This is a genomic window from Nocardia cyriacigeorgica (genome assembly GCF_010868145.1).
Classification (GTDB): domain Bacteria; phylum Actinomycetota; class Actinomycetes; order Mycobacteriales; family Mycobacteriaceae; genus Nocardia; species Nocardia cyriacigeorgica_D.
The window spans coordinates 69,552-93,854 of sequence record NZ_JAAGUY010000001.1 but is presented as its reverse complement, the minus strand read 5'-3'; the positions used below and the strand labels follow the sequence as shown (position 1 = coordinate 93,854).

Annotated in this window: 21 protein-coding genes; 9 read left to right on the top strand and 12 right to left on the bottom strand. The window is 66.1% G+C overall.

Features of this window, described 5'->3' with window-relative positions; all coding sequences use genetic code 11:
• Positions 1-2: 2 nt before the first annotated feature.
• From narJ to GV792_RS00420, 6 genes are all read right to left on the bottom strand, one after another.
• Positions 3-668 (bottom strand): nitrate reductase molybdenum cofactor assembly chaperone, encoded by a 666-nt coding sequence (gene narJ, locus GV792_RS00445; RefSeq protein ID WP_163821588.1) that lies wholly within the window; start codon positions 666-668, stop codon positions 3-5.
• Positions 665-2,338, bottom strand: a complete 1,674-nt coding sequence (gene narH, locus GV792_RS00440) for a nitrate reductase subunit beta (protein ID WP_163821587.1) — start codon at positions 2,336-2,338, stop codon at positions 665-667. The genes narJ and narH overlap by 4 nt, the downstream gene beginning before the upstream one ends.
• On the bottom strand, positions 2,338-6,021 hold the full coding sequence (locus tag GV792_RS00435; RefSeq protein ID WP_163821586.1) for a nitrate reductase subunit alpha: 3,684 nt from the start codon (positions 6,019-6,021) through the stop codon (positions 2,338-2,340). The genes narH and GV792_RS00435 overlap by 1 nt, the downstream gene beginning before the upstream one ends.
• Positions 6,022-6,385: 364 nt before the next feature.
• Positions 6,386-7,528 carry an RNA-guided endonuclease TnpB family protein gene (locus GV792_RS00430; RefSeq protein WP_163821585.1) on the bottom strand — a complete coding sequence of 381 codons (1,143 nt, stop codon included), beginning with the start codon at positions 7,526-7,528 and terminating at the stop codon, positions 6,386-6,388.
• 263 nt (positions 7,529-7,791) lie between these two features.
• Positions 7,792-8,082 carry a hypothetical protein gene (locus GV792_RS00425; RefSeq protein WP_175583219.1) on the bottom strand — a complete coding sequence of 97 codons (291 nt, stop codon included), beginning with the start codon at positions 8,080-8,082 and terminating at the stop codon, positions 7,792-7,794.
• A gap of 112 nt (positions 8,083-8,194) precedes the next feature.
• Positions 8,195-8,965, bottom strand: a complete 771-nt coding sequence (locus GV792_RS00420; protein WP_256668216.1) for a TetR/AcrR family transcriptional regulator — start codon at positions 8,963-8,965, stop codon at positions 8,195-8,197.
• A 64-nt stretch (positions 8,966-9,029) separates the two neighbouring features.
• Here GV792_RS00420 and GV792_RS00415 point away from each other — a divergent pair, with 64 nt between their 5' ends.
• The 6 genes from GV792_RS00415 (at position 9,030) to GV792_RS00390 (ending at position 14,230) form a co-directional block, all read left to right on the top strand.
• Positions 9,030-10,451: an NAD(P)/FAD-dependent oxidoreductase gene (locus tag GV792_RS00415; RefSeq protein ID WP_163821583.1), complete on the top strand. Its 1,422-nt coding sequence runs from the start codon at positions 9,030-9,032 to the stop codon at positions 10,449-10,451.
• Positions 10,444-12,237 carry a hydroxysqualene dehydroxylase gene (locus tag GV792_RS00410; protein WP_175583218.1) on the top strand — a complete coding sequence of 598 codons (1,794 nt, stop codon included), beginning with the start codon at positions 10,444-10,446 and terminating at the stop codon, positions 12,235-12,237. The genes GV792_RS00415 and GV792_RS00410 overlap by 8 nt, the downstream gene beginning before the upstream one ends.
• 161 nt (positions 12,238-12,398) lie before the next feature.
• Entirely contained in the window at positions 12,399-12,614 is a 216-nt protein-coding gene (locus tag GV792_RS00405; protein WP_163821582.1) for a dodecin, read from the top strand.
• Between the two features lie 126 nt (positions 12,615-12,740).
• Positions 12,741-13,076, top strand: coding sequence for a hypothetical protein (locus tag GV792_RS00400; protein ID WP_163821581.1), 336 nt, complete (start codon positions 12,741-12,743; stop codon positions 13,074-13,076).
• A gap of 61 nt (positions 13,077-13,137) precedes the next feature.
• Complete coding sequence (locus GV792_RS00395) at positions 13,138-13,701, top strand: LGFP repeat-containing protein (RefSeq protein WP_163821580.1); 564 nt, start codon at positions 13,138-13,140, stop codon at positions 13,699-13,701.
• Between the two features lie 112 nt (positions 13,702-13,813).
• Positions 13,814-14,230 carry a hypothetical protein gene (locus GV792_RS00390; protein ID WP_163821579.1) on the top strand — a complete coding sequence of 139 codons (417 nt, stop codon included), beginning with the start codon at positions 13,814-13,816 and terminating at the stop codon, positions 14,228-14,230.
• A 179-nt stretch (positions 14,231-14,409) separates the two neighbouring features.
• On the opposite strand, the gene GV792_RS00385 is transcribed toward GV792_RS00390, so the two are convergent.
• Positions 14,410-14,967 (bottom strand): TetR/AcrR family transcriptional regulator, encoded by a 558-nt coding sequence (locus GV792_RS00385; RefSeq protein ID WP_163821578.1) that lies wholly within the window; start codon positions 14,965-14,967, stop codon positions 14,410-14,412.
• 56 nt (positions 14,968-15,023) lie between these two features.
• Here GV792_RS00385 and GV792_RS00380 point away from each other — a divergent pair, with 56 nt between their 5' ends.
• From GV792_RS00380 to GV792_RS00370, 3 genes are all read left to right on the top strand, one after another.
• Positions 15,024-15,815: an ABC transporter ATP-binding protein gene (locus GV792_RS00380; protein ID WP_256668215.1), complete on the top strand. Its 792-nt coding sequence runs from the start codon at positions 15,024-15,026 to the stop codon at positions 15,813-15,815.
• Positions 15,812-17,134, top strand: coding sequence for an FtsX-like permease family protein (locus tag GV792_RS00375; protein ID WP_163821577.1), 1,323 nt, complete (start codon positions 15,812-15,814; stop codon positions 17,132-17,134). The genes GV792_RS00380 and GV792_RS00375 overlap by 4 nt, the downstream gene beginning before the upstream one ends.
• A gap of 267 nt (positions 17,135-17,401) precedes the next feature.
• Positions 17,402-18,073, top strand: a complete 672-nt coding sequence (locus GV792_RS00370) for a flavodoxin family protein (protein ID WP_256668220.1) — start codon at positions 17,402-17,404, stop codon at positions 18,071-18,073.
• A gap of 55 nt (positions 18,074-18,128) precedes the next feature.
• Here GV792_RS00370 and GV792_RS00365 read toward each other — a convergent pair whose 3' ends face one another.
• The 5 genes from GV792_RS00365 to GV792_RS00345 form a co-directional block, all read right to left on the bottom strand.
• The gene (locus GV792_RS00365; protein WP_163821576.1) at positions 18,129-19,598 is read right to left on the bottom strand and encodes a glyceraldehyde-3-phosphate dehydrogenase; all 1,470 of its coding nucleotides are present in this window, start codon (positions 19,596-19,598) and stop codon (positions 18,129-18,131) included.
• A gap of 217 nt (positions 19,599-19,815) precedes the next feature.
• Positions 19,816-21,030, bottom strand: coding sequence for a DUF2254 family protein (locus GV792_RS00360; protein ID WP_309138718.1), 1,215 nt, complete (start codon positions 21,028-21,030; stop codon positions 19,816-19,818).
• 2 nt (positions 21,031-21,032) lie between these two features.
• Positions 21,033-23,399 (bottom strand): arylsulfatase, encoded by a 2,367-nt coding sequence (locus tag GV792_RS00355; protein ID WP_163821574.1) that lies wholly within the window; start codon positions 23,397-23,399, stop codon positions 21,033-21,035.
• Positions 23,400-23,540: 141 nt separating this feature from the next.
• Positions 23,541-23,852: an SHOCT domain-containing protein gene (locus tag GV792_RS00350; RefSeq protein WP_163821573.1), complete on the bottom strand. Its 312-nt coding sequence runs from the start codon at positions 23,850-23,852 to the stop codon at positions 23,541-23,543.
• 11 nt (positions 23,853-23,863) lie between these two features.
• Entirely contained in the window at positions 23,864-24,286 is a 423-nt protein-coding gene (locus GV792_RS00345; protein WP_163821572.1) for a DUF6325 family protein, read from the bottom strand.
• Between the last annotated feature and the right edge of the window lie 17 nt (positions 24,287-24,303).

Below are 24,303 nucleotides of genomic sequence, written 5' to 3'. Positions count from 1 at the left end.
CGTCAGCGACCTCCCTGTCCGGCGGTGCTGCGGCGCGGCGGCACGGTCAGCGTGAACGGTTGCAGGCCGACCTGTTCGACGGGCGGACCGGCCAGGGCCAGTTCGCGGGCGCGACGCACATCCTGGTCCGACGCTGCTGGCAAGGACGCCGCGACCGCGCCGAGCACTGCCGCATAGGGCGATTCGCGTTCGGCCAACGCGGTACGCACCGCGTCGATGGCATGCCGATGCGTGGCGAGCAGGTGGCCGCCCCCGCCCGGGTCGACGGTCGCGGCGAATTCCAGCACGACCGCGAGATGGTCGGGTGCCTCCCCCGTGGGAGGCGTCGCGCCCGCCGCACGGTAGGTCTGAGCGAATCCGAGCATGGCGGTGCCGCGATTTCGGGTGTCACCGTCGGTCCAGTAGGTCAACAGTAGGGTGGTCCGCCGCTGTAGGTCGAAGGTCTCGACGTAGTGCCGGGCCGCCTCCGACACCGGGATCCGCCGCAGATGCGCGACGGTCGTCCGGAGTGGCTCGGCGCGTTCAGCCGACAACCGATCGCACAACGCCTCGACCGTGCCGAGGCGCGCATCCTGCGTAGCGTCCGGATAGGCCAGCAATAGCGAGGCCGACTGCCACACCAGCCGTCGCGGGTCGGGTTCGGTGCCGCGACGCCTACCCCACTTCATCGGCGTACTCCATCTCGCCTGTCATTACCGGCCGGGAACAACCCTTCCGGTACGCCGTTGCCGTCCCAGTTGAGCAGGTTGACCCGGGACGGGTTGCTTGCGGTCGCGCCGAATGATTCGCTGGTCTGCCGCTGCCGCAGCGCGTGAAAGGTCTCCACCGCGACCGGGACCGGTCCGCCACTGGATTCGCCGAACGGGCCCTCCCCGTACATCCCCGGGCCGCCGTCGAAGTCGAGCGCGCATTCGCTGACCGCCTCCTCGAGCCGATGCCCTTCCTCGGCGTAGGCGGACGGAATCACGTACCGGTCGTCGTATTTCGCCAAGGCGAGCAGCCGGTACATCTCGTACATCTGCTCCTCACTCATCCCGACAGCGGCCGGAATATGCCCCTGCGGTTCTCGACCGAGATTGATATCGCGCATATATGAGCGCATCGCGGCCAGCTTGCGCAGCACTCCCGCGACGATGTCGGTATCACCCGCGGTGAACAATCCGGCGAGGTATTCGATGGGGATGCGCAGAGCCTCCAGGGCACCGAACAGATTGCCCGCGGCCTCGCCGTCGTGACCGTCGCGGCTCACCGCATCCACCACCGGCGACAGCGGCGGCACGTACCAGACCATCGGCATGGTGCGGTATTCCGGATGCAGGGGCAATGCCACCCGGTACTTCTTGATCAGCGCGTGCACCGGTGAGCGCCGTGCGGCGTCGATCCAGCTGTCGGGGATACCCTGTGCTCGCGCGCCGGCGACGACCTCCGGGTCGGCGGGGTCGAGCAGGGTGTCGAGCTGAGCTTCGTAGAGGTCGCGGTCGTCGGCGACGGAGGCGGCGTCGAGCACTCTGTCCACGTCGTAGAGCACAAGGCCGATGTATCGCAGCCGACCGACACAGGTCTCCGCACAGACCGTTGGTATGCCGACCTCGACGCGTGGATAACAGAACGTGCACTTCTCGGCCTTGCCGGTCTTGTGGTTGAAATACACCTTCTTGTACGGGCATCCGGATACACACATGCGCCAGCCGCGGCATTTGTCCTGGTCCACCAGCACGATGCCGTCCTCGGTGCGTTTGTACATCGCCCCCGACGGACACGACGCCACGCACGCGGGGTTGAGGCAGTGCTCGCAGATGCGCGGCAGGTAGAACATGAACGTCTGTTCCAGCTCCAGCCGGACCTTCTCGCTCACCTGAGCGAGAATCGGGTCACCAGGCACGATTTCCGGTGAGCCGCCGAGGTCGTCGTCCCAGTTCGCCGACCACCCGACCTTCATCGGCTTGCCCGTCAGCAGGCTGCGCGGCGGCGCCACGGGCATCTGGTCACCGAGCGGAGCGTTGGTGAGGTTCTCGTAGTCGTAGGTCCACGGCTCGTAGTAGTCGTCCATGGCGGGCATCTTCGGGTTGGAGAAGATGCGGCTGAGTTTCGCGAACCTGCCGCCGTCACGGAGCCGCAGGCGGCCTTTGCGGTCACGCACCCATCCACCGCGCCAACGCTCCTGGTCTTCGTATGTGCGCGGATACCCTTGTCCGGGACGAGTTTCCACATTGTTGAACCACACGTATTCGGTGCCGGAGCGGTTGGTCCACGCCTGTTTGCATGTCACCGAACAGGTATGGCAGCCGATGCATTTGTCGAGGTTCATCACCATCGCCAGTTGCGCCATCACCTTCATCAGTACTTCACCTCCTGGCTGCGGCGCCGAACCACGGTCACCTCGTCGCGTTGATTACCGGTCGGCCCCAGATAGTTGAAGGCGAACGAAGTCTGGGCGTAGCCACCGGCCAGATGGGTCGGTTTGATCAACAGCCGGGTCAGCGAATTGTGGATACCGCCGCGAGTGCCGGTGGTTTCGGTGAGCGGCACGTCGATGGTGCGTTCCTGGGCGTGGTGCACATAGACGACGCCTTCGGGCATGCGATGGGAGACGATCGCGCGGCACACCAGCACGCCATTGCGGTTGACCGCCTCCACCCACTCGTTGTCGGCGACCTCGATCTTCGCGGCGTCGGCGGGGCTCATCCACATGGTCGGGCCGCCGCGCGACAATGACAGCATCAGCAGGTTGTCCTGGTACTCCGAGTGGATCGACCACTTGGAGTGCGGGGTCAGATAGCGGACCGTGATTCCGACACCGTCACGAGCCTGCCCCACCCGCGGTTCGTCGAACAGCAGCGCCATATCCAGCGGTGGCCGGTAGATCGGCAGTTGTTCGCCGAGTTCCTCGATCCAATCGTGGTCGAGGTAGAAATGCATGCGGCCGGTGAGGGTGTGGAACGGTGTGAGCTCCTCGATATTCACCGTGAACGGCGCATACCGCCGCCCGCCGGTCTCACTGCCCGACCACTCCGGACTGGTGATCACCGGCACCGGCCGGGCCTGGGTGTCGGCGAAGGTGATCCGCCGTTCCGCACTGCCTTCGGCCAGATGCGCGAGCCTGCGGCCGGTGCGTTTCTCCAGCTCGCGGAACCCTTCGACCGCCAACCTGCCGTTGGAGGTGCCCGAAAGCGCGAGGATCGTCTCGGCCATCTTGTCGGCGGTATCCAACGCCGGGCGTCCCGCCGCCGCACCGGAATTCATCACGCCGTGCTTGCGGCCGAGTTCGACGACCTCCTGATCCGGATGCACGGTGACGCCCTTGGTGGTCAGCCCCTTCGATTCGACGAGCGGGCCGAGCGCCGACCATTTCTCCGCGATCGCGGGGTAGTCCCGTTCCACGGCGACCAGCGGCCCCATCGTCGCACCCGGCACCGGCGCCACACGCGTAGTGCGCCAATCCATTTCGGTACCACCGGGATACGCCATGGCACCGGACGTATCGTGCTGGAGTGTGCCGAGCACGAGATCGGTGCGCTGGCCGAGATGTTTCTCGGCCATGGCGGAGAACCGGCGGGCGATGGTGGCGAAGGCGTCGAAATCCGAACGGGCCTCCCACGGCGGGTCGATTGCCGGGGTGAAGGCGTGCACATACGGGTGCATATCGGTGCTGGACAGATCGGATTTCTCATACCAGGTGGCCGCGGGCAGCACCACATCGGACAGCATGGTGGTCGATGTCATGCGGAAGTCGATCGACATGAGCAGATCGAGCTTGCCCTCAGGGGCCTGTGCACGCCACGCGACACCGTTGGGCCGCAGCTCCGGCTTCGTCTGCTCGGCTTGCACATTCGACGTCGTACCGAGCAGATGCCGCAGGAAGTATTCGTTACCTTTGCTGGAGGAGCCGAGCAGGTTGGCTCGCCAGACACTCAGCACCCGTGGCCAGTTCTGTGGGGCGTCGGGGTCGGCGAGCGCGGACTGCACTTCGCCATCGGCCAGTCGCTCCGTCACGTACTGCACCGGATCGACGCCGGCGGCGCGGGCCTCGTCGGCCAGCTCCAGCGTCGAACGGTCGAACTGCGGATAGAACGGGGTCCAGCCCATTGCCGCCGCCGAGGCCAGCACATCGATGGTGTGCTTGCCGCGGAACCGGCCACGAGCGGTCGGCGCGGACAAGGCGTCGGCGCGGTAACCGTCGTAGCGCCACTGGTCGGTGTGCACGTACCAGTAGGAGGTGCCCGCCATCTGGCGTGGTGGCCGATTCCAGTCGGTGCCCATCGCGACGGTCGCCCAGCCCGTCACCGGCCTGCACTTCTCCTGCCCGACATAGTGCGCCCAGCCGCCGCCGTTGCGGCCCATCGACCCGGTCAACAGCAGCAGACTCAAGATGGCGCGGTAGGTGGCGTCGCCGTGGAACCACTGACAGATCCCCGCACCCATGATGATCATCGAACGGCCACCGGATTCGATGGCGTTGTCGGCGAATTCGCGCGCGATCCGAATCACCTGGGCTGCGGAAACTCCGGTGATGGACTCTTGCCACGCCGGGGTGCACGGCGAGTCGGGATCGTCGTATCCCGTCGGCCATTTCCCGGGCAGGCCCGCACGCGCGACACCGTACTGAGCCAGCATCAGGTCGAATACCGTGCACACCCGATGCCCGGCGACGCTGCGGACGGGTACGCCGCGCTCGATGGTGCTACCGCTACCGTCGATGCTGTCGAAGCGCGGCAGTGTGATGACAGCGGTAGCGGCGTCGCTCGAATCGACCGTCAGGGCGGGCGCGAGATCGCCGAGGTCCAGATTCCATTTGCCGACGCCTTCGGCGCCGAACCGGAAGCCGAGTGACCCGTGTGGCACCGCGGGCGCTCCGGTGGCGCCGTCGAGCAATACCGGTTTGAAGGCAGCGTTTTCCGACGACTCCCCCATGTCGGCCGCGGTCAGGTTCTTGCCCGGAACCAGGCGTCCGTCCCGCTCTTCGAGCTTGATCAGGAACGGCAGGTCCGTGTACTGGCGGACGTAGTCGACGAAGAACGGCTCGCGGCGCCGGACGAAATACTCCGAGGCGATCACATGCCCCATCGCCATGGCCATGGCGCCGTCCGTGCCCGCCGCACACGGCATCCATTCATCGGCGAACTTGGTGTTGTCCGCGTAATCGGGGCTGACGGTGACCACCTTGGTGCCGCGGTAGCGCACCTCCGCCATCCAATGCGCGTCCGGCGTGCGGGTGACCGGCACATTGGAGCCCCACATCATCAGATATGCCGCGTCCCACCAGTCACCGGATTCGGGGACATCGGTTTGATCGCCGAATACCTGGGGCGAGGCAACCGGCAGATCGGCATACCAGTCGTAGAACGAGGTCATCACCCCGCCGAGCAGTTCGACGAACCGTGAGCCCGCGGCGAAGGACACCATCGACATGGCGGGAATGGGTGAGAATCCGGCGATCCGGTCCGGGCCGTAGGTCTTGATGGTGTGCACATGTGCCGCGGCGATGATCTCGGTGGCTTCCTCCCAGCTCGACCGGACCAGACCGCCCTTGCCTCGCACCTGCTGGTAGCGGCGGCGCAGGTCGGGGTCGGACTGGATCGCCGCCCACGCCGTCACCGGGTCGCCGTGTTCGGCCTTCGCCGCGCGGTAGAGGTCGAGCAGCACCCCGCGCACATACGGATACCGCACCCGGGTCGGCGAATAGGTGTACCAGGAGAACGCGGCGCCGCGCGGGCAGCCGCGCGGTTCGTATTCGGGCCGGTCCGGGCCCACCGACGGATAGTCGGTTTCCTGGGTTTCCCAGGTGATGATGTCGTCTTTGACGTAGATCTTCCATGAGCAGGAGCCGGTGCAGTTGACGCCGTGGGTGGAGCGCACCACCTTGTCGTGACTCCAGCGGTCTCGGTAGAACACGTCGCCCTCGCGGCCGCCTTCCCTGGTGACCGTGCGGCGGTCCGGCGAGACCTCACCGGGGGTGAAGAAGCGTCCGCTGCGCAGGAGCAGGTCTTCGATGGAGCCGCCGGTGTGTTCGCTCGACGCCACGTGGTCTCCTTCTCGTCCGCTCTACGGTGTCGCCGCAACGTCCGATCAGGCGCAGGGGCCGCGTGGGTCGATTGCGCATGGCGCGAAGGCACGGACGTGTTGATTCGGTGGCGAGGGACGACACGGCGCGCGGTATCCGGCTAGATCTGTCGCGCTGGTCAGCGGCGGCAAAGATCCGCCCGGTCCCTCAACGGCGGTGACGATTCGAGGCCGATCGCCCCGGCCCGGCGGTGTGCCAGCATGGGCCCGCGCCGGGTTGTGTGTTTCAGTGGGAACTGAATTGACATCCCCTCCGCCCTGGAGGGCGGAGATTCCCTGCCTCACGGCAGAGGTTTCCTGTTTCATCGACGGTTGCCTCCCCGCATTAGCCGCGAGGCGGTCTCACACCATCTCCGCAGGCTTGCACGGCCAGCCCGGCCGCAAGAATATTCTTCGCCGCGTTCACATCCCGATCGTGGCGTGCACCGCACGGGCACTCCCACTCCCGGACTCGCCATGGCATCATGTCGTTGATCCGACCACACGTCGAGCATGTCTTGGACGACGGATAGAACCGGTCGACCGCGACCACGGTCCGCCCGTGCCAATCCGCCTTGTACTCCAGCATGGTCCGGAACCGCGACCATGAGGCGTCCGAGATCGCCCGCGCGAGCCGGTGATTCCGAACCATGTTCCGCACGCTCAGGTCCTCGATGGCGATCACTTGGTTCTCGCGCACCAGTCGAGTCGAGAGCTTGTGCAGATGATCCATGCGCCGATCCGTAATCCGCGCATGGATACGGGCCACCTTCAACCGTGCCTTCGCACGATTTCTGGAGCCCTTCTGTTTCTTCGCCAACCCCCGCTGAGCCTTCACAAGGCTGGCGCGGTCGTTCTTCTCGTGCCCAGGATTCGAAACCTTCTCCCCAGTCGAGAATGTGTACAGGCTGGTGATTCCCGCATCCACACCGAGCGTCGCGTCTGTGGACGCATGTTCGGCGATCGTCGCCTCTACCAGGATCGAAATATGGTAGCGGCCCGCTGAATCCTTGGACACCGTCACCTGCGACGGCCGCCCACCCGTCGGCAACGGCCGGGACCATACTATGTTCAGCGGTTCCGCTTGCTTGGCGAGCTTGATACGGCCATCGCGGTAGATGAAGCAGTTCGCGAAGTACGTCGCCGAGTCTTTCGAACGGCCACGCTTCTTGAACTGCGGGTAGCGAGTTTGCTTGCGCCAGAACTTGTCGAACGCACCCTGAAGATTGCGCAGGGACGCCTGCAGCGGTCCCTTCGACGGCTCGGTGAGCCATTCCGTTTCGGGATCGCGTTTCCAGGCGGTGAGCATCTTGTCGGACTCGGCATACGAGATTCGCCGTTGCTCTCGAGTCCAGGCGCGGGATCGTTCCGCGAGCGCCCGGTTGTAGACGTACCGGACGCACCCGAAGGTGCGTGCTAGCTGGTCGACCTGTTCGGGAGTCGGGTAGAAGCGGTACTTGTAAGCCCGCTTGATCACCTTCACTCCCATTTCTGACATGATAGCGCATTAGTTTGTCATCGACCCGAAGCGCTAACCCGGCCCTAAAGGACCAAGCCTGCGCGCGACGTTCCTTGGTCACCGACTCAGCAGAACATGGCGGCACAGGTTCCTCGGGGCCGAAACACGGTCGAAGTAAATTACGTTTCGGCCACAATGGCCGGATCAGACGACACCCGGTGACGGGACCGATCGAATTCGATGCGAGCGTCCACACAGTGCATGGACACCCGCATCACGCGCGCAGACCTGGGTCAGGCGCCGATAACGGCGTTCATGATGGTTCCCGCGCTGGTGGCGACCACACCACCGGCCATGGCGCCCGCGACCATCTTGGGTGACTGCAGGCCGCCGCCACTCCACTTCTCCCACGCGAATCGACCGCCGCCGTAGGTGATCGCGGTAATCCCGGACAGCAGAACGAACCAGGTGAGATACCGGGTCAGCTGCATGATTTTGTCCGCCAACGGCGGCGCTTCCGGGGTCGGGTTGCCGATCTGTGCGACCACCGTTCCGTAGCTGTCGTGCAGCGCAACGAGAATCATGCTCACGTTCGTGCTCCTTTTCGGATGCTGGAGTGATGCTGGAGACGCTGGCGGCATCAATTGAACAGCACGCCTTCGCGATCCGAGGGAAGACACACGAACGACCGGCGCGTCACGGCGTGGCGCGCGGCGCGTCGCCGTAGACGACGAGCCAGATCGCCCGCCCGAGGGTGTCGGCGAGGACGTCGTCGGAGATGCCGGTGTCGGCCGAGAACGCGACCGCGATAGACCGTTCCACCATCGAGGTCAGCACCACGGCGGTCGCGGTCGGGTCGATGGCGGAGCTGATCCGCCCCGCCGCACGGTCGGCGTCAAGGCGCGCCCGGACCATCGTGGCAAAGGTGGCTACGCGTGAGCGCCAATACGCGCCGACATCACGGTCGTAGGCCGAGACTTCGGTGAGCGCCAGGAGCAGGTACCGATGTGTGCGGAAGCCTGCGATCATACTGCTGATCGCCTGCACGACTCCGTCGACACCGTCGGTGTGGTCAGCGGTCCACCACTGTTCGGCGGCGTCGAACAGATCGGTGGTGGCCAGATCCGCCATCCGGATCAGCAACCGGCTCTTGTCCGGGAAGTACCGGTAGAAGGTCGATCTCGCCGATTTCGAGGCAGCGGCGATCTTCTGCACGGCCAGCTCGGTATAGGGCGTTCCGTCGGCGAGCAGCTCCTCGACGGCCACCAGTACGCGCCGCTCGAATTCGGCGCGACGGTCGTCGGGTGGTTTGCGGGCGCCGCGCGGAACGCGGGTCAGCGACGGCATCCGGTGCCCGTCCGCGCAGCGGCCGGCCTGCGGCCTGTCCGATGTCCGGTCCAGTGCTCCATGCGGCCATTGTGCCTCGAACCGCGAATATCCGGCCGAATCGGCATCGACCGTTGACATCGGCGCAACCGAGGTTCACGATCGATCGGACATAGTGTCCGAGACGCGATGACCGAGGATCAGAATGGCCGATTCCTCCAGTACGGCGGTCGAATACACCGACGTCATCGTGGTGGGTGCGCGCTGCGCGGGCTCCGCCGTCGCGATCACGATGGCCGCGGCCGGCCGCAGGGTCGTGGTCCTCGACAGCGCGCACTTCCCGTCCGACACGCTGTCGACTCATCTGCTGTGGCCCGGCGGGCTCGCCGAGCTGCGCGCATTGGGGGTGCTCGATCAGGTCGAACAGCTCGGCGCACCACGACTCACCTCGGCGTTCGCCGCAGGCGGCGGGTATCGGGTGCCGTCGGAGTTCACCCCTGCCGACGGGATCGACTACGCGATGTGCGTGCGCCGCACCGGTTTGGACGCCGTGCTGGTCGGCGCTGCCCGTGCGGCGGGCGCCGATGTCCGGGAACGCAGACGGGTGATCGAACTGGTCTGGGCGCATGGCCGGTGTACCGGTGTGCGTTACCGCGACCGCAACGACACCGTCGTCGAAGTGCGCGCCCGGCTCGTGGTTGGCGCCGATGGCAGGCGCAGCACGGTGGCGCGGCTGTGCGGTGCGAGTGAGCCCTTCCTGACGACGCCGAGCGGGCGCGAATGCTATTACGCGTACTGGCGCGATGGGGCGTCGTCATGGCGGCATATCGCCGCCCAGTGGCGTGCGGGACGTGATCTCGGCACTGCCTTTCCGTGCGATGACGGTCTCCTGCTGTCGCTGGTACAACCACCCGTCGGCGAGGAATCCGGCGTCGGGCCCGGACGCGCCGAACAGCGCTATTCCGAAGCGATCACACGCATTCCGGGTCTCACCGAACGGCTACGGGACTGCGAACGGGTCGGCCGGGTGCGTTCGGCGACCGGCATCGCCTCCTACTTCCGGCTCTCCAGCGGGCCCGGTTGGGCATTGGCCGGGGACGCAGGCCACTTCAAAGACCCGGTGACGGCTCAAGGCATCCGCGACGCGCTGCGATATGGCCGACTACTCGCGGAGACCGCTGCCCCGCTGCTCGAGCATCCGAAGGCACTCGATATCGCAATGGCCCACTGGGCCGACCGGCGGTTGCGCGACTGTCTGCCGATCTATCAGTGGACCAACCGGCTCGCACGGGCAGAAGACATGCATCCCTTGGAAATCGAGCTGTACCGCACCGCCACTCGCGACCCCTCACTGGCTGCCGCGGTCACCGGCATCTTCTCGCGCACCACCGAGCCAGGCGCCGTATTCACTCCGCGCCGCGCGGTCGGTCTGGCCGCCGGTGCGGTCCGGCACAGTCCGACCGCCGCGGGCGCGGTCCTCGCCGATGTCACCCGCGAACTGCGCGACGCCGCCGCCGACTGGCACGAGGCCCGAACCGCGTTGCGTTCCACCCGCCGCCCTCTCACTCTGCTGGACTCGCCGGCACTCGCCGATCACCCCTTCCGCGCTGGAGACGAACATGTCTGAACCGCAATCGAATACGGCCGCATCCTGGACCCGTCGCGATGTGCTGCGCGGCGCCGTCGTCGCGGGAGCCGCCCTGACATTTGGCGGCACCGCCGCAACCTCCGCCGCCGCGCCCGGCCGCCGCTCCCCCGGCGCCGGGGTCGACCGGACGGTCGCGATTCTCGGTGGTGGTGTGGCCGGATTGTCGGCCGCGCACGAATTGATCGAACGCGGCTATACGGTGACCGTGTACGAGCCTGCCTACCTCGGCGGTAAGGCGCGCAGCCTCGGCGTCCCTGGTACCGCCGCCGGCGGTCGCCTGGATCTGCCCGGCGAGCACGGCTTCCGGTTCTTCCCCGGCTGCTACCAGAATCTGCCGGATACCATGCGCCGCATACCTTTTCCTGGCAATCCGGATGGTGTAGCGGGCAATCTCGTCCGAGTCGAAGGGACGGTCGCCGGATTCCGTGGCAGAGCGCCGGTATTCCTTCCGGTCGAGCCCGCCGCGATCGGCCAGCTCACTCCCGAACTGTTGCAGAACACGATCATGACGGGCTTCGGCTTCATCCCCGAACTACCGCCCGCCGAGCTGGCGTTCTTCGCCAAGCAGATGATGATGTGGTTCACTTCGTCGAACGAACGACGGTTCGGGCAGTGGGAATACCTGACGTGGGAGCAGATCCTGCGCGCGGAAGGGAAATCGCAGGCCTACCGCGACTACCTGGTGTCGGCGCTGACCCGCATCACCGTGGCCGCGAAACCGCATATGAGTTCGGCCCGCACCATCGGCACTATCGGGGAGGCGCTGGTCCTTGCGGGCACCGGACTGATTCCGCAGTACTCCGCAGGGATCGACCGCATTCTCAACCGGCCAACCAATGAGGCGTGGATCGATCCGTGGGTAGCGTATCTGCGCGGACGCGGCGTGCGATTCGTCATGGATCAGCGCGCGACCGCACTGGATCTGCGCAACGGCCGCATTGCGGGCGCGACGGTCGTCGACTCCGGTGGCGCCGCGTCGACGGTCGAAGCGGATTGGTTTCTCTGCGCGATGCCCGTCGAGCGGACGGTGCCGCTGCTGAGCCCCGCGATCCTGGCGGCCGATCCGCGGCTGACGGGGATGGCGGAGCTGGTCACCGACTGGATGGTCGGCATCCAGTACTACTTGACCCGGCCATCCGATATCCCCGAGGGGCATATCGCGGCGCTCGGCTCACCGTGGGCCATCACCGCGCTGCGACAGGCACCGATGTGGGTCGGCGATTTCGCACAACGGTACGGTGACGGCCGAGCGGTGGAATGCCTGTCGGTCGACGTCTCCGATTGGGACACTCCCGGCATCCTGTACGGCAAGACCGCCAAGCAGTGCTCGAAGGACGAGATCGCGACCGAGGTGTGGGCCCAGCTCGAGCAATGGCTCAATACCGGCACCGGCTGGCTGCGCGCCGACGATATCCATTCCTGGCACCTGGACCCCGGCATCAGTTGGTCCGGTGGCACCACCTACAACGAGACTCCGCTGCTGGTGAACACTGTCGGGTCATACACCAACCGCCCCGACACCCACTGCGCCATCCCCAATCTCTTCTTCGGCGGCGACCACGTCCGCACCCATATCGACCTGGCCACCATGGAGGGCGCCAACGAAGCCGGTCGCTCGGCCGCCAACGCCATCCTCGACGCCGCCGGCGACCCTGCGCCCCGCGTGACGATCCATCCGCTGGTCAGCCTACCGATTTTCGAGGCCGCCAAGCAGCTGGACGCCGATCGTTTCCGGGCCGGATTGCCACACGTGCTCGATATCTAGGCACGCACCCGCGATCAGGACGGCACCAGTGGTGCCGAAGCTCGTGCAGCGGCAGACACCAGGAGCCTGTGACACGCTCCACCTGGCCCGATGCCGTCGCGATCAGATGTCGATCAGCGCAACCCGCCCCGCGATGGTGTGGCGGCTGCCACACTCGTCGCATGAGTGATCACGTCTATCGCGTTATCGAGGTGGTCGGTTCCTCTCCAGACGGCGTCGACCCCGCCATTGCCAATGCGATCGCACGAGCGGGCGAAACCGTGCGCAATCTCGAATGGTTCGAGATGGTGAATGTGCGCGGCCACATCGTCGACGGCGCAATCGCCCACACCCAGGTCACGGTCAAGATCGGGTTCCGGATCGACCCGACGGGCTGAGTCCCGTGACGTGCACGCCCGTCGCCGCGAGACGACGGCCACGCTAACGGTGATCGCGGATCGGCCGATAGGGCTGACGAGCATTCGGGGATGCCTGACGTCTACATCTGCCGAAGGAGAATGTCCATGAACTCGACAGTTACACGTGTCCTGGTTGGGGCCGCCGCCGCGGGCGCGCTCACTCTCGCCCTCGCTCCACAGGCCGCCGCCTATCCCGTCGGACCGTGGGGCGTGGAGGGTCCGTGCGCAGGACTTGAACCCGGACAGTGCCCGTGGAGTCATTCCGATGATGGCCTGACCTGGAGTTACAAGGGCCACTCCTCGCATTACGACAAGACCGGCGGGTACGTCTGCAACACCAATCAATGGGAGCCGCTGGCCGAGGTCTACTGCGACACCGTGATGGCCGCGGTCCGCACCCTGCCACCGATGCCGATCGGCGCATGGCTGCCCGGCAACTGAACCGCAGGACCCGGCCGAATCCCCCAACCCCACAGCGCACCACCTGACCCAGGAGGATCACTTGGCACGCCGTCACCTCACCACCATCACCGCCCTCGCCGCTACCGGCCTGGCTCTCACCACCGCTTTCGCCACCACCGCTGGCGCCCGACCCATCGGCCCGTTCGACGTCGGAGGCGCCATTGAGGTCAAATACGACCAGGCCGGCGGCTTCAACACCTTCGGCAACCCCATCACCCCCGAACTCGACGCCAGTGGCGGCCGTTTCCAAGCCTTCGAACGCAACAACTCCATCTACTGGTCCCTCGGCACCTCCGCCCACCAGATCGGTGGCGCCATCCGCGATAAATGGGGCTCCGTCGGCTGGGAGAACAGCCCCCTCGGTTTCCCGATCACCGACGAGGCCATCAGCAAGAACAACGGACGCAACAACCGCTTCAACGGCGGCGACATCTACTGGTCGTCCACCACCGGCGCCCACATCATCTGGGGCTCCATCCGCGACACCTGGCTCGCCGCCGGCGCCGAGAACGGCCGCTACGGCTACCCCACCGGCGACGAATACGACCACGAAGGCGGCAAGGCACAAGACTTCCAGGGTGGACGCATCACCTGGCAGCCGTGAGCCGGGCGGGCCGGTCGAGCCAGGCCCGCCACCGCCCGACATCAGCGGCCCGGTGATATCGGCCGCGTGACTCGCGCGTGTTCGTCAGACAACCGAGACGGAAGAGGCACCAATGCATCTGGGCAACAAGACCACCCGATCCCTCATCGCAGCCGCCACCGTCGCGGTCCCCCTGCTCGCCGTCGCGCCCATCGCGGCTGCGGACAGCAACCCGCTCAACAACGCAATAACACTGTCGAGCAACGGCTTCTGCGTCGGCCACATCGATTTCGAACTGATCTACGGCCCCAACACCCCCTACTTCGGCCTGATCAGCGCCCTCCACGGCATCGGCCCATGCTCGGTCGAAGTCGCAGTGAACTGGCGCAATCTCGACACCGGCGCCAGCGGAACCGTCCGACAGCAGATCCACGGAACCGGCGGCACCCAAATCCAGTTCGACCCGGGCCCCGGCCACATCACCGGAACCCTCACCACCAACGCAGTACACAAGCCGGGCTCCTTCGACTTCCAGCGAACTGCGCCGTAGCGCCGCAGGCGTCGTCTCCCGCCATGGTGACGACGAGCAGTTCATCAACCGAGCTGTCGGCCTGAATACCTACCCATATCGGAGTTGACGGTGGGGTGGTTCACCGTGGGCCGGGTGCCTATATCCGCGAATTCGACTCCGAACGCGCCGGGCAGCTCGGTCGGCCTTGTCGTCAGCGGTCAACGGGTGCGGGTATCGGCCGCAACGATCCGGGCGGCGTCCGGGGCGTTGTCGGGATCGGCGAGCCACTGGCTCGCCACACCCACGAGCAGCGCGAAGTAGTGGGAGCCGACGGCCTCGACCGTGTCGGGATCGTCGCTATCGGGGTCGAGTCCACCGAAGGCGCGGGCGAGGCTGCGGCGGGCCATGCGCTGACCGTTGGCGATCATCGCCTGGATCTCTTCGTCGTCGCGCGCCGCCGAGACGGACTCGAAATTCACATACCAGAGCGCCCGGTTGTCGCGGATCGAGGTGACGATCCGGTCCCACCGAGCCTCGTTGCCCGCCGGACCGGGCGGGTCGTCACCGCCGAGGGCGGCGAAGAGGATATCGCCCCATTCGCGATTGAGGTCGTGCAGCGTATCGGTGAGCAGGCGCTCCTTTGACCCGAAGTGGTAGTTGATCGACGCCTGGTTGGCCCCGGAAGCCTTGACCAGCTCGCGCACGGTCGTCTTGGCGTACCCCAGCGAGAGCAGGCAGTCGCGCGCTGCCTGCAGGAGCTTGTCTCGGTTGCCCATGCGCTCATACTATTGGATAAACGTTCGTTTATAACGTATGTTTACAACGATTGTTTATGCCGCGAAGGGACACCATGCACACCACTACTTCCACCCCGCCGGTGCTTCGCCTGCGGGCACTGCGCTGCGAGTACCCAGGGGAGAGCGGCCCGGTCCACGCGCTGCGAGGCGTCGACCTCGACCTCGCCCCGGGTTCGTTCACCGCGGTCATGGGCCCGTCGGGCTCCGGCAAAACCACCCTGCTGCACTGCGCTGCCGGGCTGCAGGTGCCGACGTCGGGCCATATCGCCTTCGACGGACAGCCCCTCGACGCACTGGACCAGACCCAGCTGGCGAAGCTGCGCCGCCGTCGAATCGGGTTCGTTTTCCAGTCGTTCAACCTGCTACCGGCGCTCTCCACTGTCGACAATGTCGAACTTCCGATCCGTCTGGACGGGCATCGGCCCGACCGCGACCGGACCCGAGCGCTGCTCGCCCGCGTCGGCCTCGACGAGCGTGCCGGGCACCGCCCCGACCAGCTCTCCGGCGGCCAGCGGCAGCGCGTCGCGATCGCCAGAGCGCTGATCACGAACCCCGAGGTGGTCTTCGCCGACGAGCCCACCGGAGCGCTCGACATCCGCAGTGCCCGCGAGGTCCTCACACTCATGCGCGGCCTTGCCGACCAGGGGCAGACCATCATCATGGTCACCCACGACCCGGTCGCCGCCGCATACTCCGACGAGGTTCTGTTTCTCGCCGACGGCCGCGTGGTCGACCGCGTCACGCGACCCACGGCCAGGGAGGTCGCGAACCGCATGGCCGTGCTGGTCGAATCCGCCGAGCGGGCCTCGAATGTGAGGTCGCGATGATCGGCCTCGCCGTGCGCTCGTTCGCGCACCACAAAGCCGCCGCGGTCACCACCGGTCTCGTGGCGATGGTCGGGACAGCCCTGGTCACCGCCATGGCCGGGTTGCTGGGCACGGGACTCTCGTCGGATACCGCCGTCGGCGACCGCGACTTTCTGGTTCGGTTTCCACTGATCCTGGGTGGCTGGGTGCTGGCGATCGTCGTGTTCGCCATGGTCTCCACGATCGGCGTGGCGCTCCAGGGCCGGGCAGGCGAGATCGCGGGTATTCGACTCGTCGGCGCGACCCCGTCACAAGTACGCCGGATGGTGGTCGCCGAGACCGCGGTGGTCGCTGCCATTGCCGCGGTTCCGGGGCTCGGCGGCGGGCAGCTGCTTGGCGCCGGTTTGCTCGCGGGCATCCGCGGCACCGGCCTCGTCGACGACGCGACCGGTTATTTCCCCGGCGCGGCGCTACCGCTGATCGGGGCGGCCTCGATGCTCGGTGCCAGTATCGCCGCCGCGTGGATCGGCAGCCGGACCATCGCCTCCCGCAGCCCGGTCGACGACCCGAGCCCAGCGCGGGTGCGCGGCCGCACCGGCCGCGCACGCCCGATCGCGGCGATCTCAGTGCTCATAGCCGGGCTCGCCTCCTCGTTCACCGTGCTCGCGATCGATCCGGCCGATATCTTGACGACCGCGCTCACCGGCCCCGGATGTGTGCTCGTGGCCGTGGGGGCGAGCCTCCTCGCGCCGGAACTGATCACCATGGCCGAGTTCGTCTTCGGGAAGGTCCCCGCCCTGCGCGCGGGCGCCGCCGGGCATCTCACGGCGCTCAATCTCGCCGCGGCCCCGGAACGGGTACGGCCCGCGGTCACCTTCCTGACCCTCTTCATCGGTGTCGCCGCAGGCACACTCTCCATGCAGGGCATCGAGAACGACTACGGCGCCGAGGGCGGCGACGGACAGCTACTGGCCGCCATCAACTACTTGGTGGTGGTCCTCATCGCCGCGTTCATGGCAATCGCGCTGTCCAACAACCTCGTTGCCTCCATCGCCCGCCGCCACACCGAGTTCGTCTCGATGCACCTCATCGGAGCCACAGCCACACAGTCGCGGCGGATGCTCATCAGCGAAGCCACCGCAGCCGTCACCGTCAGCGCCGTCGCAGGCGGCCTCGGCGCATTCGCGAGCACCGCGCCTTTCGCGAGCACCAAAACCGGCGACCCACTCGCGGCCCTTGCCCCGCTCCCCTACGCCGTCTCCATCATGGCCGGCGCAGTCATCACCCTCAGTGTGACCGCACTAGCAGGCCGCCGCATGATCAACACGGCCGCAGCATGATCGGCAAGGCCAAGCACTTCTTGGGCGGGTGCATCAATTGACGATCGCGATCCGGCCGGTTCCGGCCCGGTCACGATCGTCTGGCTCCACACCGCGGCGGTCGCGCGACCTGCTGAAATAGTCCGGAGTGCCGTTGGACGAATGCGAAGCACGGATGCCGCGCAGATAGTTCGGCCATCCGTCGGCGCGAAGAAAGGAGCGAACGTGGATCAACCACAGGCGCAGGGCGAAGTGTCCGGCCGGTTCACCGGGCTGCGGGCGTTGTTCATGAACGCAACACTCAAACCGTCGCCCGAAGTCAGCAATACCGACGGGCTGATCGACCGTTCGGCAGGCATCATGCGGCAGCACGGCGTAGACATCGAGGTGGTCCGCGCCGTCGATCACGATATCGCGACCGGTGTATGGCCGGATATGACCGAGCACGGGTGGGCGCGCGATGCGTGGCCCGAACTGTTCGAGAAGGTGATGGCGGCGCACGTCCTGGTGCTGTGCGGGCCGATCTGGCTCGGTGACAACAGTTCGGTGATGAAGCGGGTGATCGAACGCCTGTACAGCTGTTCGAGCCTGCTGAACGACGCCGGGCAGTACGCCTACTACGGTCGCGTCGGCGGATGCTTGATCACCGGGAACGAGGACGGCGTCAAGCACTGCGCGATGAACCTGCTCTACAGCATGCAGCACCTCGGATACACCATCCCGCCGCAAGCCGACGCCGGCTGGATCGGGGAGGCCGGCCCTGGCCCTTCCTACCTGGATCCCGGATCGGGAGGACCGGCCAACGACTTCACCAACCGCAATCTGACCTTCATGACCTACAACCTGCTGCACCTGGCTGCGATGCTGCGGGACGCCGGAGGCTTCCCCGCTGAGGGCAACCGGCGCAGCGAATGGGACGCAGGCTGCCGACCCGAGTTCGCCAATCCCGAACACCGGTAGTGCAGGACAGCATCAACCGCCGGATACCCGGGGGCTACCGCAACAGGATGCGAGATCAGCGCGCGGTCAGCGCGGCCTCGCTCTGCTGCGCGCCGATCTGCGGATAGGTCGGGTACTCGATGCCCGAGATGTATTGGACCGTCCGCACCACCTGGCAGGAGTAGCCGAATTCGTTGTCGTACCAGACGTACAGGATCGCGGTGTCGCCCTCGACGATCGTGGCGTTGGCGTCGATGATCGATGCCGCGCGCGATCCGATGAAATCGCTGGAAACCGCGTCCGTGGCGGCGGTGTAGTCGAGGTTTCTGCTCAACGGTCCGGCGAGTGACACCTGGCGCAGGTACTCGAGCACCTCGGACTTGGTTGTCTCGCGGTGGAGCTGCAGGTTGAGGATGGCCATCGAGACGTCGGGGGTGGGGACGCGGATCGAATTGCCGGTGATCTTGGCCTTGAAGTCCGGCATCGCCTTCGCGACCGCGGACGCGGCACCGGTTTCGGTGAGCACGAGATTGAACGGCGCGGAGCGGCCGCGGCGGTCGGCGGAGTGATAGTTGTCCAGCAGGTTCTGGTCGTTGGTGAACGAGTGCACCGTCTCCACATGGCCGCGGATGATGCCGAATTCGTCATCCATGGCCTTGAGCGGCGGCACGATCGCATTGGTCGTGCACGAGGCGCACGAGAAGATCTGCTGCGACAGGTCCAGCGTCCGGTGGTTGACGCCGTGCACCACGTTCGGGACATCGCCCTTACCGGGTGCGGTGAGTACGACCTTGGCGATGCCGGGGCGCAGATGCTGCGACAGACCGTCGCGATCACGCCATTTGCCGGTGTTGTCGATCAGGATAGCGTCCGTGATGCCGTACTCGGTGTAGTCGACCGTCGACGGATCATTGCTGTAGATGAACTTGATCACGTTGCCGTTGGCGATGATCGTGTCGTTGTCGGCATCGACCTTGATCGTGCCGTTGAACTGGCCGTGTACCGAATCCCGGCGCAGCAACGACGCACGCTTGATCAGATCGTCGGCGCCACCCTTGCGCACCACAACGGCCCGCAGGTTCAGCCCGTTACCTGACCCGACCTTCTCGATGAGCAGGCGGGTGACGAGACGGCCGATGCGGCCGAAGCCATAGAGGACCACATCCCGCGGCCCCTGCGCCTGCGCCTTGTTGTCGTTGGTCACATCGGCCAGGACGGCGGCTGTGAACTCGCGAATGGACAGTCCACGATCGTCCGCGCGATAGGCCATGATCAACTGACCGAGGTCGATCTTGCAGGGACCCAGGTCCAGCTCGGTGAGCACTTCCAGGATCGGAAGGGTCTCGTGCACCGACAGCTCTTCGCCCTCGATCTGACGTGCGAAACGGTGCGTACGCAGGATGCTGATCACCGACTTGTTCACCAGCGACCGACTGTGCAGCAGGATCGTCACGCCCTTGTCCCGATACAACCTGCCGATGGCGGGGATCATCGCCTCAGCGGCGGCTTCCTGGGCGTTCCAGCGGTCAAGTTGTTCGGTAGTCAACGCGGGTCCTCGGCCTTCCCTCGATGTATTCGCCACATAAATGCTAATGAGGGCCGCGATATCACCGACGCCGGATACCCACTCGTGAGGTTGCCAGGTGACGACGCTCACCGAGCGGCGAACCAGCACACGACCAGACTTCGGTTCAGCCGCATCGGCCCACACGCGTTTTCGCCCGACCGCACGTCGCTCTGATCCGCGTCGACCCAGCCGACTGTCAGGTGACGTCGGGCGCCGCAGTGGTGAACGCCACTTGCGGGAAGCGGTTCTGCATTTCTTCGGCCACCCAGGACAATCGTGGCGCGAGAAAGCTGCGCCGGTCCGGATCGGCGTGGCCGACGACCCGCTCGAGCACTTCACGCACATGTCGCAGGACCATCGGGGAGGACGCGGCAAAGATGATGTCGTCTACTGACACACGGAGAAAGGTATCCCAATCTGGTAGTGGCACGATCAGTCTCGGGGTACCGGCCAGATCGGAAAGCCGCAACGGCATCAGCGGCGCGACCGCTACCTGCATGAGCAGGTCCCCGATTTCGTCAAGTGCTTGAACCGCGGTCGCTGGGTCGTTGACCGCTGGGGAGAGCGCCCGTAGCGCGATGTCGGCGAGCAGCCGGAAGGCCAGTAGCGGGTCCTGGTCGAACCCGCGTTCGTTTCCGACGACCAGCCCGGTCAGCACCGAGTCCGCGGTCAGCACGGCACCATGCACATCGGCTACCGGCATGCCGCGGCTCAGTGTCGCGCCGGGAGCGGCGCGCAGGACGAGCACCGCGTCCGCGGCGTGGGCGACGGCGAGCAGCCGGTCCGTGTCCAGGCGTTGCAGCACGGTCGGCGGATCCGGCCAGCTGATCGTGGTCCGGTGCGGCGGCATCGGCTGCGCCGGTGGCGCGCGATCACGCCTGACCTCGAGCTCGCCGAGCATGGCACGACCCCGGGCCGCGATCGATTTCAGGGCAGGAACGAGCTGGATGGCGGCGAACGCTCGCAGCTGCAGTGTTCGCAGGGCCCAGAGCATGACGAGCACTAGCAGCATCGCGGTGGCGGGGACGGCCACGGAGACGTCACGGTCGTCTCCGATGGCCAACGCAGCAGTGAGGCAGAACGCGACGAGGCCGATCGCGAAGGCGAAGGTTCGCCACACGATCGGTGCATCACGGAACAGCGTCAGGCGCGGGGTGAATGTCGTCGCGACCCACTGCAGGACGAGGAACAGCAGCGAGAAGATCAGCGCGACCACCCCGAGGAGACCGAGCCCCGCGCCGAACAGCAGATCGACGACGTGCGCAGCGGGGGCCCGCGGTCCGCCGGGGATGCGCGGCATCGTGATTCCAAGCCCTACCCCGGCGGCAGCGCACAACAGTTGCGCGTTCGCGGCGCGGACGCTGCGGCGACGGTGCGAACGGCTCCGATTTCGCGCCGATCGAGGAGTCACCGCTACTGGCGCGAGGTCGCGACGCGAGCTACCTCGGCGGGGTCGATGAGATGGGAATGGTCGTCGTCACCGACATCGAGCTGAACCACATCGATGCTTCCGTTGAACTTGCTGACCCCGGAGTAGTCGCCGCTGACCGGCATACCGAAGTCATCGCCGATATCGGTGGTCTCGTCAGCGGAGAAGATCATCGGCTGGGTCTGCTCGATCCGTCCACTGCCCACGGCTCGCCCGTCGACATAGAGGGTGACCTCACCACCTTTGGCCAGGCCACCGCCGTCGTAGGCGAAGCTCGCGCGGATCTGGTGACGGCCGGTGGGCAGATCCTCGGTCGCGCCGATGATCCACTCGGTCATACCGAGCAGGTTGTAGACGAATTTCACCCGCCCGTCGCGGACGTAGAACGCCCATCCGCCGAAACGACCGCCCTGGGCGATGACCACACCGTTGGTCGGCCCCTCCTTCGGCGTTTCGATCGCCGCGGTCACCGAGAACGACCGGTTCTTGATGTCGATGACGCTGTGCTCGCTGAGCCTGCGCATCCCGGGGAACAGCACCTGCTTATTGCCCGTCACCACCTGCGGCCTGCCCGCGATGGTCGGATTCAATCGTTCGAACCTGCGATCGTCGATGGGCAGGACGTTGTACTTCACCGCCTCGATCAACCACAGGCGCTGCAGTGCCGCGAGCCTTTCGGGCTGTTCGGCGGCCAGATCGCGCGCCTGCGACCAGTCGGTGCTGCCGTCGTACAGTTCCCAGACATCGTCGTCGAGAGCCGGCAGCACCTCGTTCGGCAGCCACGGCGTGCTGTGCCGGGTGACCGCACTCCAGCCCTTGTAGTAGATCCCGCGGTTGCCCGCCATCTCGAAGTACTGCAGATCGTGCCGCTCCGGCGCGTCGGGCTCGTCGAAGCTGTACACCATGCTCTGGCCTTCCAGCGGGGCCTGCTGAACACCGTTGACGAATGTGGGATCGGGCAGCCCGGCCGCCTCGAGCACCGTCGCCGCCACATCGATGACGTGGGTGAACTGCGACCGCACCGCGCCTTTGCTCGTGATGCCGTTCGGCCAGTGGACGACCGTGCCATTGCGGGTGCCTCCCCAGTGCGAGGCGACCTGCTTGGTCCATTGGAACGGTGCGCACATCGCCCACGCCCAGCCGACCGAATAGTGGTTGTACGCTTCCGGCGTTCCCAGCTTTTCCTTGACCTGCGCCATGAACTCGGGTGTTTCGATGGTGGCGAGGCCGTTGAAATTGGCCATCTCGTTGAATGCGCCGTTGACCGTGCCTTCCGCGGATGCTCCGTTGTCGCCGATAATGTAGAAGATCAGCGTGTCGTCGAGGGCGCCGAGCGCCTCGATGGTGTCGATAACCCGGCCGACATGAAAATCGGTGTGCTCGAGGAAGCCCGCATACACCTCGATCTGCCGCTCCAGCACCGGTTTGAGTGTGTCGTCCATATCCTCCCACGCCGGAATCGCATCGGGGCGTGCGGTGAGCTCGGTGTCGGCAGGCGCGATTCCGCGCCGCTTCTGTTCGGCGAGTATCGCTTCACGCTGCGCATCCCAGCCGTCGGCGAACCGGCCCGCGTACTTGTCCGACCATTCGGTGGGCACGTGATGCGGTGCATGGGTCGCACCGGGCGCGAAATAGACGAAGAAGGGCCGGTCGGGGGCGAGTGACTTCTGGGTCCGGATCCAATCGATGGCGTGGTCGGCGAGATCCTCGGTCAGGTGGTAGCCCTGTTCGGGCGTCTTGTCCGGCTCGACCGGGGTGACACCCTCGTACAGCGCCGGATAGTACTGATTGTTCTCGCCCCCGATGAAGCCGTAGAAGTGTTCGAACCCGCCGCCACCGGTCGGCCACGCGTCGAACGGACCGATCGGCGAGGTCTGCCATGGCGGAACTTCATGGCATTTACCGAATTGCGCTGTCGAATAACCGTTCAGTTTCAACGTCATCGGCAACGAGGCTTTGGTATTCGGGCGTAAACCGGACGAACCAGGCGCGGATGTCGCGGTTTCGGTGATCATCCCCATGCCGACCGAGTGATGGTTGCGACCGCTGAGCAGGGCGGCCCGGGTCGGCGCACACAGGGCGGTGGTATGAAATCGGTTGTAGGTCAGTCCACCACGCTGTAATCGTTCTGCGGTCGGGGTGTTCGCAGGCCCACCGAAGGCGCTGCTCGCTCCGAATCCGACATCATCGAGCAGAACCACCAGGACATTGGGCGCCCCGGCCGGCGGCAACAGCGGCTCGATAGGCGGAAACGTGGTGTCGGGATCTTTCGCATCGTAGGTGGTCAGACCCAGATGCTGTCGATCGGGAATCGGAAGTACCTCGCGACGGTCATTCTTTCGCTCCACCATGGCTACTCATGTCCCTTGCGTGATTTCGAGGTTTCTGGTGCAGGACGACATTTCGTCCCCGACATGTAATCGCGGCCGAGCACCGCACAGGTGGACCTACCCAGCGGGGAGGCGAGCGGCTCGCGAAAGCGCCTGTACACCTCAGCCCAGCAATTGTCGCTTGGCCGCGGCGAACTCGTCGTCGGACAGCACTCCGGAATCGTGGAGCTGGCCCAGTTGTTGCAACTTCGCCACCAGATCGTCGGAACCGGAAGGTGTCGGCGGTGGGGTGGGCGTCGGTGGTGGCGGCGGGGCTTGCTGTTGTGCCGTATACGCCTGGCTTTCGGCCGCGCGGCGTTGTGATCGCCGGTCGACGGCGTTCGCCGTGGCGCGGGCGGTTCCCGATACGACGGCGGTGCGTGCGACGGTGCCGAGCAGCCCTGGTCGCCCGGCTCGTCCTCCGCGAAAAACCATGTGTCCTCCTCTTACTGAACCGACAGGGCAGCTTCGACCGCGTCGCGGGGTATCTGCACGTGCAACGCGACTTCTCCGCCTGCATCACGAACAGTGCCAGCCAGCTTGCGTGCCCAGGTCTGCTCGTAGACGATCACCACTGCCGAAGTGCCCGGGTCCATCGCGGCCCGCACGACGTCGAGATCGTCATCGCTGACCAGCCCGCGAGCGTCGACCGTGACACCGTCGAGACCGATATCGGTCAACGATTCGTCCACTTCGATCTGGCGCACCTCACCGGCGTCGTCCATCGCCAGGTAGATGAGGTCGACCACGGTGACGTAACCGCGGTCGACCACTTCGGCCAGCGCGGTGGTGACAGCGGAGTCGATACGTGTGCCGGGAAACGAGAGGACGACCAGCTCTACCGGCCCGAGTTCGGATGAGTGCGTCATGGGCACATCGTGCCGGT